The sequence below is a fragment of the Paenibacillus sp. RC21 genome (assembly GCF_044907935.1).
GTDB classification, from domain to species: domain Bacteria; phylum Bacillota; class Bacilli; order Paenibacillales; family Paenibacillaceae; genus Paenibacillus; species Paenibacillus terrae_A.
Genome location: NZ_JBIYCS010000002.1, coordinates 201105 through 214328, shown reverse-complemented (window position 1 = coordinate 214328; position 13224 = coordinate 201105). Strand labels below are relative to the sequence as shown.

General features: G+C 47.7%; 11 protein-coding genes. 10 read left to right on the top strand and 1 reads right to left on the bottom strand.

The window, feature by feature from the left end:
• Positions 1-93: 93 nt before the first annotated feature.
• From dinG to ABIA61_RS06060, 5 genes are all read left to right on the top strand, one after another.
• The gene (gene dinG, locus ABIA61_RS06080) at positions 94-2961 is read left to right on the top strand and encodes an ATP-dependent DNA helicase DinG (RefSeq protein ID WP_404580071.1); all 2868 of its coding nucleotides are present in this window, start codon (positions 94-96) and stop codon (positions 2959-2961) included.
• A 45-nt stretch (positions 2962-3006) separates the two neighbouring features.
• Positions 3007-3660: a redox-sensing transcriptional repressor Rex gene (locus tag ABIA61_RS06075; RefSeq protein WP_283652217.1), complete on the top strand. Its 654-nt coding sequence runs from the start codon at positions 3007-3009 to the stop codon at positions 3658-3660.
• Positions 3647-4948 (top strand): amidohydrolase, encoded by a 1302-nt coding sequence (locus ABIA61_RS06070; RefSeq protein WP_283657124.1) that lies wholly within the window; start codon positions 3647-3649, stop codon positions 4946-4948. The genes ABIA61_RS06075 and ABIA61_RS06070 overlap by 14 nt, the downstream gene beginning before the upstream one ends.
• Positions 4949-4985: 37 nt before the next feature.
• On the top strand, positions 4986-5510 hold the full coding sequence (locus tag ABIA61_RS06065) for a cell wall elongation regulator TseB-like domain-containing protein (protein WP_283652216.1): 525 nt from the start codon (positions 4986-4988) through the stop codon (positions 5508-5510).
• A gap of 647 nt (positions 5511-6157) precedes the next feature.
• Complete coding sequence (locus tag ABIA61_RS06060; protein ID WP_283652215.1) at positions 6158-6940, top strand: (S)-acetoin forming diacetyl reductase; 783 nt, start codon at positions 6158-6160, stop codon at positions 6938-6940.
• Between the two features lie 215 nt (positions 6941-7155).
• Here ABIA61_RS06060 and ABIA61_RS06055 read toward each other — a convergent pair whose 3' ends face one another.
• Positions 7156-7395 carry a hypothetical protein gene (locus tag ABIA61_RS06055; protein WP_404580476.1) on the bottom strand — a complete coding sequence of 80 codons (240 nt, stop codon included), beginning with the start codon at positions 7393-7395 and terminating at the stop codon, positions 7156-7158.
• 164 nt (positions 7396-7559) lie between these two features.
• Here ABIA61_RS06055 and ABIA61_RS06050 point away from each other — a divergent pair, with 164 nt between their 5' ends.
• From ABIA61_RS06050 to asnS, 5 genes are all read left to right on the top strand, one after another.
• Positions 7560-8093, top strand: coding sequence for a hypothetical protein (locus ABIA61_RS06050; protein WP_044648438.1), 534 nt, complete (start codon positions 7560-7562; stop codon positions 8091-8093).
• Positions 8086-9588 (top strand): AAA family ATPase, encoded by a 1503-nt coding sequence (locus ABIA61_RS06045; protein WP_283652214.1) that lies wholly within the window; start codon positions 8086-8088, stop codon positions 9586-9588. Before ABIA61_RS06050 ends, ABIA61_RS06045 begins: the two co-directional genes overlap by 8 nt.
• A 136-nt stretch (positions 9589-9724) precedes the next feature.
• A complete protein-coding gene (locus ABIA61_RS06040; RefSeq protein WP_044648436.1) occupies positions 9725-10597 on the top strand; it encodes a 3-hydroxyacyl-CoA dehydrogenase family protein in 873 nt (290 codons plus the stop codon).
• Positions 10594-11790, top strand: coding sequence for an acetate/propionate family kinase (locus ABIA61_RS06035; RefSeq protein ID WP_044648435.1), 1197 nt, complete (start codon positions 10594-10596; stop codon positions 11788-11790). The genes ABIA61_RS06040 and ABIA61_RS06035 overlap by 4 nt, the downstream gene beginning before the upstream one ends.
• A 135-nt stretch (positions 11791-11925) precedes the next feature.
• Positions 11926-13221 (top strand): asparagine--tRNA ligase, encoded by a 1296-nt coding sequence (gene asnS / locus ABIA61_RS06030; RefSeq protein WP_283652213.1) that lies wholly within the window; start codon positions 11926-11928, stop codon positions 13219-13221.
• Positions 13222-13224 lie beyond the last annotated feature (3 nt).

The window sequence follows — 13224 nt, the reverse complement described above, 5'->3', positions numbered from 1 at the left end:
TTGGCTGTCTTAATTTCCAAACAGGCGATCTTCTGCTATGCTGTTATACAGAGTTATTATTTTTGTATGTGTCAAAAGAAAGGATTAAGTTGAATGAAATTTGCGGTATTGGATTTTGAAACGACAGGCACCCAGTCCGCGGATGACATCATTCAAGTCGGACTTGCAATTATAGATCATGATAACAGCATTTCCCGTATTTACGGTTCTTATGTGAACCCTGGCAGATCCATTCCGCCTTTTATTACCGGGTTGACCGGGATTACAGACGATGACGTCAAGGATGCTCCTGCCCTCGAAGAGATGATGATGGAGCTAGTGCCTATGCTGGACGATGTCGTGCTGGTCGGTCATAATGTGGCGTTTGATTTTAATTTTTTGCAAAACGCTTTGGATCGGTGCGGGTACTTGCCGTTTACTGGCAGAATTTTGGATACGATGGATTTTCTGAAAATCATGTTTCCATCGCTATCTTCCTATCAGCTGGGTTTTGTTTCTTCTGAGTTCGGGCTGGCGCATGACCGACCTCATCAGGCAGACAGCGACGCGTTGGCTACGGCTGAGGTGTTTTTAAAATGTCTGGATGAGCTTCACGCGCTGCCTTTGATTACGATACAGCGGCTCAGCGATTTGTTCGCGGAGGAAGACAGTGACCTCGGATGGTTTTTGGACGGGGTGCGTGAAGACAAAGAGCATGATCCTATTCAGGATTTGGAGGGTCATCAGTTTTTTCGTCAGCTTGCGCTGAAGGTAGAGGATTGGACGGAGCTAAATGCCCCTCGCAGAGAGGACGACCCCAATCCGCTGGCAGGCGTTTCCTTTGAGGAATACATGGATGATGTGCGAGACAATTTACGTTCATCCTTGAGCCAATATGAGGAACGCGAAGCGCAGACGCAAATGATTGAGGGTGTCAATCAGGCGCTGAGTGAGGACAAGCACCTGTTGATCGAGGCGGGTACGGGGACAGGCAAGTCCCTCGGTTATTTGCTCCCTTCGCTATATCACAGTGTGAAAAATGGACAGCGAGTCATGGTTAGTACGCATACGATCAACCTACAGGAGCAATTACGCGAGCGTGATATTCCGATGCTGACCAAGGTGATCCCGTTCCCGTTCCGGGCTGCCATTTTTAAGGGCCGGGGACATTATTTGTGTCTGCGTAAGTTTGAACATAAAATAAACAGAAGAGACTTCGCAACGCCGAAGGAAGATTTAATTACAGCGGCCCAGATGATCGTCTGGCTGACATTGACGGAAACCGGTGATGATGAAGAACTGAATCTGAGCAATCGTGGCGGAGATTTTTGGGAAACGGTGGCCAGTGATTCGGAGTCCTGTCTTGGGCGTTCTTGTCCATGGTTCCGCAAATGCTTTTATCATCGTGCGCGCCACGAGGCGGGAATAGCCGATGTGGTCATTACGAATCATTCGAAGCTGTTCACGGACGTAAAAGCGAGTCATCAGCTGTTGCCGAGCTATGAGCATCTGGTGATTGATGAAGCGCATCATCTGGAGGAAGTCGCTGGTAAGCACCTGGGAATGCATATGAAATATTTCACACTCGTGCATACGCTGACCCGGTTGTTCAAGGACAGCAAGAACGGACAATTGCCTTCGCTGCGTCAGCAGTTGGCAAAGTCGGGGCATGAGAAATCGACGGATTGGGCTTCTACCATCGACCAGATATATCCACTCGTGCTGGAGGTCAAGGAGACTTGGGATCTGCTGAGCGACAAGCTGTTTGGTATGCTGCCGGAGCGAAGTGATGCGACACCGGGCGAAACAGGGCAGTTTTCTTCCCGTCTCAAGCCGTCGGCCAAGCCTGCCAAGTGGGATCAGGCTGCTGCGCTGGAAAATCAGGTTTATGTAACGTTGAGCGAAATTTTGCGCAAGGGCGACAAGCTGATGCTCGACGTGAAAGAAGAACATGACGATTATGCGGCTGACAGCCTCATTACAGATATTACGGGGCTGCTTAAGGATTTGGCAGGCATTAGGGAAAGCTTGCGCTTTTTCATGCGGATGGATGATGAGACGACCGTATATTGGCTCGAAGCGAGCGGGCAATTCCGCAGCAAGTCGCTACAATTTTATGCGGTGCCCGTCGATGTGAGCCGCCAGCTGAAAGAAATGTTTTTTGACAAAAAAAGGAGCATTATTCTGACGTCTGCTACCTTGTCGGTGGATAAGTCGTTTCAGTACATGACCGATCAGCTCGGCTTGCAGGAGGCCGCAGATCAAGGGCGGCTGATGACTACGCAGCTCCCTTCACCCTTTAACTACAGGGATCAGGTGTTGCTAGTCATTCCAAGGGATTTTCCGAGCGTGAAGGGCAGTGTAGGAGATGAGCATTTTGTAGATATGCTCGTCAGCTCGCTAGGTTCGACTGCCCAAGCGACGCGGGGGAGAATGCTCGTTCTCTTTACCTCCTATCGCATGCTCCGGCAGGTGTATGAGCCGCTTAAGGAGGCGTTAGCATCCAGCGACATCACCGTGCTGGGGCAGGGCGTGGACAGTGGGAGCCGCAGCAAGCTGACCCGACGTTTTCAGGAAGCCAAAGCTTCTGTGTTGCTGGGAACCAGCAGCTTTTGGGAAGGCGTCGATATTCCGGGCAAGGCGCTGACGTGTCTGGCTATCGTCCGCTTGCCGTTCCAACCGCCCAATCACCCGCTGCTGGAGGCTAAAAGTGAGCTGCTCCAGCAGCAGAAGAAAAATCCTTTTATGAAGCTGTCTGTTCCACAGGCTGTCATTCGCTTCAAACAGGGATTTGGACGTCTAGTACGTACCGCGAGCGACCACGGGGTTGTTATCGTTTACGATACGCGTGTGATTGAATCCTATTACGGGAAGCACTTTTTGTACTCGTTACCGGGACCAAAAATGGAGCATATGCCGACGGAGCAAATGGTGCCCCGTATCGCCGAGTGGCTCCAATCCGCCCCGGAGACAGAGGCATAACGGACGGACATCTTAACATGTCCGTTACAATTAGGGGGAGCATGTATGAAATCAGATAAAATTTCAGAGGCTGTCGTACGGAGGTTACCCGTATATTTACGTTATCTGAATGCACTGCACAAACGGGAGGTGGCTACGGTCTCTTCCCAGGAGTTAGGACAAAGACTGGATTTGAATCCGGCTCAAATTCGTAAGGATCTCGCGTATTTTGGAGATTTTGGCCGTAAGGGTATCGGCTATGATGTTACTTATCTTATCGAGAAAATACGCCATATCCTGAAAATCGACCAGCAAATTAACGTGGTATTGGTCGGAGCAGGTAATCTGGGGCAAGCCCTTTCGAATTATAATGCTTATTTAAAAGACAATATGAAAATTGTAGCAGTATTTGATGCTGTGCCAGATAAGGTCGGAACCAGGATCAATACGCTGGTCGTACAGCCAATGGATGAACTGGAAGCGACCGTGAAGGAACAAAACATTCGGATCGGGATTATTACCGTACCGGATTTTGAAGCGCAGAACGTGGCTGACAGGCTCATAAATAGCGGGATTGGAGCGATTTTGAACTTTGCGCCGACCACTCTCAAGGCACCAGCAAATATTCGAATACATGCCACAGATTTTACAACAGATTTGTTAAGCCTCGCTTATTATTTGGAAGACGGAAAGGAAGATATGCAACATGACGGTGAATAAATGGATGATTAAAAACGGCTCTTTTGCCGTGAACAGATCGGAAGCGGGGGTAATCCACGGCTATATGATCGTGGAGGACAGCCGCATTGCCTATATTGGCGAGACTTTGCCAGCGGGTGAGGAAGAGACGGAAGCGATTGATGGTAACGGGCTGCTGTTTTTACCTGGCCTGATTAATACACATGGTCATGCGGCGATGTCCCTGCTGCGCGGGTATGGGGACGATCTGGCTCTTCAAGTATGGCTTCAGGAAAAAATGTGGCCGATGGAAGCCAAGTTTACGTCTACGGATGTGTACTGGGGTACGTCCTTGTCCGTGCTGGAAATGCTGAAAGGCGGTACAACCACCTTTTTGGACATGTATGATCATATGGACGAGGTGGCTCGTGTAGCTGAAGAGTCCGGCATCCGTGCCAGTCTGATGCGTGGAGCGATTGGATTATGTTCGGAGGAAGAGCAGCGGATCAAGCTGGCTGAGGCTGTGAATTTTGCGCGTAATTGGCATGGAAAAGCAGACGGTCGCATTACGACTATGATGTCTCCACATGCGCCGTATACGTGTCCGCCTGCGTTTATCGAAAAATTCGTGCAGGCTGCGCATGATCTGGACTTACCGTTGCATACGCATATGTCCGAAACCATTGCCGAAGTAGAGCAAAACGTACGCGACTACGGCTTGCGCCCGGTTGCGCATTTGGATAAGCTCGGCTTTTTCTCCCGTCCATCGCTTGTTGCCCATGCTGTTCATTTGAATGACGAAGAAATAGCTTTGCTGGCTGAACGTGGTGTAGCGGTTTCGCATAATCCGGGTAGCAACTTGAAGCTGGCGAGCGGTGTGGCAAGAGTGCCTGATCTGCTCCGTGCAGGCGTTACCGTCTCTCTCGGAACAGACGGTCCCGCCAGTAACAATAACCTGGATATGTTTGAGGAAATGCGTCTGGCTGCACTCATTCACAAGGGAGTATCTGGGGACCCAACCGCAGTTCCTGCGGGTGAGGCGTTGCGTCTGGCAACGGAGTACGGAGCGAAGTCGATTGGCTTGAATGAGGTAGGGGCGCTGGCAGCAGGCAACAAGGCTGACTTTATCGCGCTCGATCTCAATCAGGCTCATTTCTTGCCGCATACGGATCTCATTTCTCATGCCGTATACTCTGCAAGCGCCAAAGACGTGGCCCATGTATGGGTTGACGGTCGTCAGGTTGTGAAAAACGGTGAGTGCCTGACTATGGATGAGGAACGTATCAAGCATGAGGCACAAGCCGCCTTTGAAGGGCTGCTGTCGCGCTAATTCAGGTGTCACATCCCCTTAGAGAGGAAGCACAGGTTTGAAAAATAAGAAAAAATGGATAGTGGTCGCCATTCTGGCCGTCATACTGGTCCTGGTCAGCATTTTCTGGTATTATTCCTATGTTACTCAAGATCAGGTGACTGAGAGAAATGCCGCTATCGTAAAGGCCAAGCAATCGGGTGGTCTGGTTACCACGACTCAGACGTGGAAGTCGGTGTGGGATCAGGTATACTGGGTGGTACAAGGGAAAAATGCTCAGAATGAAAATATTATGGTGTGGGTCCCTTTTCAAAAGGTGGAGGGTCAACCTAATGTGCCTGTGGCAGATAATAGTGGTGTTCATACCGAGCTACTTAAAAACGGAGTCGACGAGCAAAAAATGACAGCCATGATCCAGCAGCAGCTTCCGGGTATAGATATTGTAAGGCTTGAGCCGAGTGTGTTTAACGGTCAATATGTGTGGCAGTTGTTTTACGATGACGGCAGTCATCATTACTATACCTTTTATCGCTTCTCGGATGGGGGATCGATGGGGGTAAAGTATACTTTGCCTAATAATTGAGCTGGGTGAAGAGTGGCTGATGGTGGTGTGAGAGCGCTGCGTGGTCCATTTGAGCTTACGATCGCTGTTGCCGACGGATTTTTTTCGATTAGATTCTTATGGGGAAAATCCGTCGGCAAGCATATGCTTCCGAACCGAGCTTTCTTTCAGAAAGCTTTCAGGCGAACGCTTCGCTTCTTCAGATTCAAATGGCCCACTCCGCTGGCTGATCGCGATGGAGTTACTCCAAACACCACTCTTTCTATGGGAGTTGGGGGGTAGGGGGCACGGACGCCGCTGCGCTTGTCTCCGTTTTGGGTTTTACACCAAACTAATTCTGTACGAACTGGAAAATCGTTTTTACTAAAAAAGATATGTGAAATTAGAAGACATTGTCTTATAAAAGAATGTGTAGTTTTGAATCATTGAAGACTAAAAAGACGTAAAGCGATATTTCTCGCATTTGCGTCTTTTAGTTTTTTTGTTTGGGTAAGTGTTTATTATAGTATCACTTGAATTTCCCTTAAACAGGTTAAACATGAAGTCTATTACATATATCATAATATTTTTTTCCTTAAAATGGTTTAATTATAGGTGCAGACTAACGTAACCCATAATTTTGTGGCTATGTTATCATGACTACTTATACAAAAAGGAGATTCATGAACATGGGTAAAGTGAATGGGAAAGTTGCATTAGTAACGGGTGGAGGTCAAGGGATTGGACGGGCTATTGCTTTACGCCTCAGTCAAGATGGCTTCGCAGTGGCAATCGTGGATTTGAATGAAGAAACGGCCCAAAGTGTTGCTGGTGAGATTACAAAGGCAGGAGGGCGCTCGCTTGCGCTTAAAGTCGATGTTTCCAACCGGGATCAGGTTTTTGCGGCTGTAAAGGAAGCATCTGAAAAACTCGGTGGCTTTGATGTCATTGTAAATAACGCGGGGATTGCTCCCGCCAAGCTATTGGAGGATGTCACGCTGGCTGATTTTGACAAGCTGTTCCACATCAATGTGACCAGTGTATTATGGGGCATTCAGGCAGCAGCCGCCAAGTTCAAGGAACTGGGTCATGGTGGTAAAATCATCAATGCCTCTTCTCAGGCAGGCCATGTCGGTAATGCCAACCTGGGTATTTACTCCGCCACCAAATTTGCAGTTCGTGCCCTAACACAAACCGCCGCTCAGGAATATGCCCAATACGGTATTACAGCTAACGCCTACTGCCCCGGCATTGTACAAACGCCAATGTGGAGTGGCATTGATAAAGAAATTACGGCATCCAAAGGTGAAGCTACTGGCGATGCGACCAAGGAATTCGGCAGTAAAATTGCCCTGGGCCGTCTTTCTACACCGGAAGACGTATCTGCCTTCGTATCCTTCCTGGCAGGCCCTGATTCCGATTACATGACAGGACAATCCCCACTGATCGACGGTGGCATGATGTTCCTTTAAAAGATTTAAAGGTTGTATTATGACGCAATTATGAATCCTTTTTAGATATAGTGTAAGGTTGCAATATGAGAGCTAAAATGCTGTATGAGAATCTTTTCTTACACATAAAAAGAAGTAGACATCACAACAAAAAAAAGACGTAAATACGATAAAATTCGTATTTACGTCTTTTTAACTCACTCCGCGAAGCTTGGCTGAAAGCCAGCAAAGCATCTTTATCTACCCAACTTCTCTCCTAAGGCAAATTCATCTTTATGGCTGTGCAGTAGCGGAGTGGAGGATTTGAATCTGGAGAAGCGATAGCGTTCGCCTTTGCCGCCGGATTTTCCCCATAAAAATCTAATCGAAAAAAATCCGGCGGCAACAGCGATCGTAAGATCAAATCCTCCACATAGCGCCTCCCCTCCCCACCACCATAACCAATGATTTTGCCCAACCGCAACTCCCCCACACATTGCCTTCGATATTAGATATACGTTATGATATAATATAATTTATAAGTGATAGACAAAAATGATAGAAAAAGACTTGCTGATCACTGTAGATCATGCAGTCTGGTTTATGTGTTGACATTCGTCCCGTTTCTTCTGTGTTTTACATTTTGAGAGGAGGATGTTATTTGAAATTACGTGCAGTTCCTATCGTTGTTGCGGCGGTTCTGGCAGCATCGCTGTTGTTTGGAGGATGGTTTATTTACCGTCAGTTTACAATGCAGAGTCCTCTGGAAAAACTGGTTTCCCAATATCCCGGCGTCACAAGCGCTCAAATAGATATTAAACCGGATCAGGTTGTTTTGAATCTGGATCTCAAACCGCAGGCAGATGTCGCCGGATTGGTCAATGTAGTTAAGCAAAAAGGACAGTCCATCATTGGCAGCCGTACAGTTAAGCTGGAAATTGCGGATCATTCCAATCCAGCGTTGAACCAGTGGTGGTCTGAGGCCATGTTTCCGGTAGCGGAAGCGATGGAAAATAAAAAATACACCCAAATTTCATCTACCGTCGAGCAGATGAAAAAGAAAAAAACCGGTATCGAGGCCGATACCGATATGGATTCAAACAACGTCTATATCCGACTCAGCGAAGGCAAAGCGACCAAGTTTATCGTTTTGCCACGTCAATCTCAGCAAATGGGGGTATGGCCTAATGCCTAGATGGATCAAGGAAGCACTAATCGGCATTGTGCCGGTGACCATTATATTTCTCATTTTTATCGGGGTGAATATTATCCCTTTTCTTATCGCAGGTTTGATGCTCAGCGGCTTGTTAATGCTCATGCATGCACGTGGAGGTTTGGCTGTAGGGGCCGGGCAAGAACGTAAACGTAAAAAGAATGGCCCGGACAAGCTGACTTTTGAGGAAATCGGCGGGCAAGAAAGCGCCAAGCAGGAGCTGCGTGAAGCGCTGGATTTTTTGAATCGGCATGATGAAATTTCCAAGTTTGGCATTCGTCCATTAAAAGGTGTTTTGCTTACAGGCCCTCCGGGAACCGGGAAAACACTGATGGCGAAGGCAGCTGCGCACTATACCAATTCTATATTTGTTGCCGCTTCAGGCAGTGAGTTTGTTGAAATGTACGTAGGTGTTGGTGCAGGCCGTGTCCGCGAGCTGTTTCGGGAGGCCCGCACTCGTGCAGCCAAGGAAAAGAAGGAAAATGCTATTATTTTTATTGACGAGATCGACGTGATTGGCGGCAAGCGTGAGGGTGGACAGCAACGTGAATATGACCAAACCTTGAATCAGTTGCTGACTGAAATGGATGGCATCTATTCAGCAGATACTCCGCGCATTTTGATCATTGCGGCTACAAACCGTAAAGAAATGCTGGACAGCGCCTTAACGCGTCCGGGGCGTTTTGACCGTCATATTCAAGTGGACTTGCCTGATAAGAAGGGCCGTCTTCATATTCTTAAAATCCATGCCAAAAACAAACCGATTCAGGAAGAGGCGAATCTGGACAAAATTGCTGAGGAATCCTACGGGTTTTCCGGTGCACAGCTGGAAAGTGTCATGAACGAAGCGGCAATCTATGCGATGAGACAGGAACAGGAAACGATTGCGCAAAAGCATCTGTCGATGGCGATTGACAAGGTGATGATGGGTGAGAAAACGGATCGTGAATCAACGTTGGAAGAGAAAAAACGTGTAGCGATTCATGAACTGGGACATGCTATTATGGCTGAAATCGTTCGTCCGGGCAGTGTCAGCCAGGTAGCGCTCAGCCCGCGTGGGAAAGCGCTCGGCTATGTGCGGCACAATCCACAGCAAGAGCATTATTTGTATACTAAGCAGTTCCTGGAGGAGCAGATCATGATCTCGCTCGCAGGAGCTACGGCGGAAGAAATGTACTATGGCGGTCGCAGTACAGGCTCTAGCAACGATTTTGAGCAGGCGCTGAACATTGTTCATACGATGATGACTTCCGGTTTGACTTCACTTGGCATTATTAACATGGAAATGGTAACGAAAGAAGAACTCATGCGCGAAAATGGTGAGATTATGGACGACCTTCATAACCGTACTTTGGAGCTGCTCGAAAAGCATCGTCCAGTGTTCGACAACTCTCTTGACATCCTTATGAAGGAAGAAACCCTGTCCGGGGATCAATTTAGATGTCAATTTAGTGAAAATGCTCTATTACCAGCATAATTTTTTATGCTGGTTATTTTTTTTTACTTTTAGTCCGTGCTAAGATATTATTAGCTATTGGGACATAAACATGTATTTTTCGACAAAGAAGGATACAATATAAGAGAGTGACCAGGAAAGGGTGGAGTAAAGAACCATGCAATTTAAAAAAATCGGCGTCATCGGCGGCGGCACCATGGGACAGGGTATCTCTGAAATGCTCGCGTCCAAAGGAATTGATGTGCTGTTGGTAGAGCAGACACCAGAGAAACTAGACTACGCCTACAATATGATTGAAACGAGTCTGGACAAGCAACTGGAAAAATGGGCAATCACACAAGCGGAGAAAAAATTGATTTTATCCCGCATCCAGAAAGTTTCTCATTTGGCTGAGCTTGGAAGCTGTGACATGGTCATTGAAACCATTACAGAAAATCTGGACGAGAAGAAAGCTGTTTTCCAAGAACTGGACTATGTGTGTCCAAACAACATTATTCTTGCAAGTAATACATCCACGCTGAGCCTGACCGAGCTTGCCAGCTCGACCAAGTATCCTGAGCGTGTTATTGGTATGCACTTTATCTATCCAGTATCCCGCATTGATCTTGTGGAAATTATTCGTGGCTTGAAAACTTCGGACGATACGTTTGAAAACACAAAAATGTTTGTTGAAGAAGTAGTGGAGAAAAAAGGGGTTATGATTTATGAATCCCCGGGCTTTGTAACAAGCCGTATCATTTGCCTGCTGATTAATGAAGCAGCTCACGTTCTTCAAGAGGGCGTAGCTTCCGCTGAAGATATCGACGATGCTATGCGAATCGGCTACAGCTTCCAAAGCGGTCCTTTGGAAATGGCTGACCGCTTTGGTCTGGATTCCGTTTTGGCTGCTCTGGAGCGCATGTTCCGTGAATTCGGTGAATTGAAATATCGTCCGTCCATCGTCCTGAAGAAAATGGTGCGTGCAGGTAATCTGGGCGTGAAATCAGGAGAAGGCTTCTTTAAGTACGACAAGGATGGTGACCGGGTATGAAAATTCTCGTAATTAATGCAGGGAGTTCTTCCCTGAAATACCAGCTGTATGATATGTCGGACGAGTCCGTTCTGGCAAAAGGATTGGTCGAGCGCATCGGTATGGATTCATCCATCCTGACGCATAAGCCAACCAACAAAGAAGAATACACTGAGGTTAGCGAAATTCTGGAGCATACTACAGCGATCCGTAAAGTGCTGAATGCACTCACAGATGCGGAACATGGTGTAATCTCCAGCACTAGCGAAATTGAGGCTGTGGGACACCGCGTTGTTCATGGAGGCGAAATCTTCAAGCAGTCAGCGGTTGTAACGCCTGAAGCGAAGAGTGAAATCCGCCGCTTGTTCGACCTTGCTCCATTGCATAACCCGGCTTCCATGATGGGTATTAAAGCGGCTGAATTGAATATGCCGGATGTACCGCAGGTTGTTGTATTTGATACCTCATTCCATCAAACGATGCCTGAAAAAGCTTATATGTACGCCATTCCAAGAGTGTTGTACAATAAGTACAAGGTCCGTCGCTACGGCGCACACGGTACTTCCCATGATTATGTAAGCAAGGAAGCCGCCAAATTCGTCGGTCGTCCTTTGGAAGAGTTGAAAATCATCACTTGTCATATCGGTAACGGCGGTAGTGTAACAGCGGTTCAAGGCGGTTTGTCCGTAGATACTTCCATGGGTATGACTCCACTGGAAGGACTTATGATGGGGACACGTAGTGGTGATTTGGACCCGGCAATCGTGCCTTATGTGATGAACAAGCAAGAATTGACCGTCAATGAAGTCAACTCCATGCTGAACAAGCACAGTGGACTTTTGGCTATCTCCGGTATCAGCAGTGATATGCGTGAAATCACGGAAGGTATGGAAAAAGGCGAAGCTAATTCTACATTGGCATTTGAAATGTATGAATACCGTCTGCGCAAATACATTGGTTCGTATGCCGCGGCAATGAATGGGGTAGACGTGATCGTATTCACGGCAGGTGTAGGCGAAAACTCCGTCGTTCTGCGTAAGAGAGTGTTGGAGCAACTGACATTCCTCGGTATCGAGCTGGATGAATCGTTGAACGCTATTCGTTCTGGCGAGCCTCGCCGGATTACAACAGCAAATTCGAAGGTTGATGTATTGATCGTTCCGACGAACGAAGAGCTGGTTATTGCCCGCGACACGTACCGTCTGGTTCAGTAGTTCGACCCGAAGTTTAAACTTTATGCATACGGGCTATCACTTAAATAGGTTCCGTATGTACCAAACAGCGAGAGCAAACAGCCTGACCCAGGGGGAAGGGCTGTTTGATTTTCGGTTAAGAGGAGAGAGACGGTCATGACGAATAAAAGTACGATTGCCCTAGTGGGCCGCCATGTAGGGGAAACGGTTACAATCGGCGCTTGGGTAAATAATAAACGATCTAGTGGTAAAATCCAGTTCCTGCAACTGCGCGATGGTACCGGATATATTCAAGGGGTTATCGTGAAAAGCGAGGTGTCCGAGGACATTTGGAATGATGCCAAATCCTTGACACAAGAAAGCTCTTTGTATGTTACCGGAGTTGTGCGCGAAGAACCGCGTAGCCAATCCGGCTTTGAATTAACGGTAACGGGCATTGAAATCATTCATTTGACAGAAAACTACCCGATCACGCCAAAAGAACACGGTGTAGATTTCCTGATGGATCACCGTCACCTGTGGTTGCGTTCCGCCAAGCAACGCGCGGTTCTGATCGTACGGGCGGAAATTATCCGTGCGGTACAGGAATTTTTTAACGGCAATGGCTTTACAAAGGTGGACCCGCCAATTTTGACTCCTTCTTCCGCAGAAGGCACAACAGAGCTGTTCCATATCAAATATTTTGACGAGGATGCTTATCTGACACAAAGCGGACAGTTGTATATGGAAGCGGCAGCCATGGCGCTTGGCAAGGTATACTCGTTTGGTCCAACCTTCCGTGCGGAAAAGTCTAAAACACGTCGTCACCTGATTGAGTTCTGGATGATCGAGCCGGAGATGGTTTTTGTAGATCATGAGGAATCTTTGCGCGTACAGGAGCAGTTTGTGAGTCATATCGTACAATCAGTGCTGAAAAATTGTGCAAAAGAGCTTGAAACGATCGGACGCGATGTTTCGAAGCTGGAGCCAATTCAGGGAGAATTCCCGCGCATTACGTATGATGAGGCGATTGCTTTCCTTCAAGGAGAAGGATTCGATATCCCTTGGGGCGAGGACTTTGGCGCTCCGCATGAAACGGCTATTGCTGAGAGATACAACAAGCCAGTGTTCATTACACATTGGCCGACTCACATTAAGGCATTTTATATGAAGCCTGATCCAACTCGTCCGGAGGTTGTCCTGTGCGCTGATATGATCGCTCCAGAAGGCTACGGCGAAATTATCGGGGGTTCCCAACGGATTGATGATCCGGCCTTGATGGAAGAACGTTTTAACGAGCATAACCTGGCGCGTGAAGCTTACCAATGGTACATGGATCTGCGCACCTACGGCACCGTTCCGCATTCCGGCTTTGGACTGGGACTGGAGCGTACGGTAGCATGGATTTGTGGACTAGATCATGTGCGTGAAACGATTCCGTTCCCACGTATGCTGTATCGTTTGTATCCGTAACCG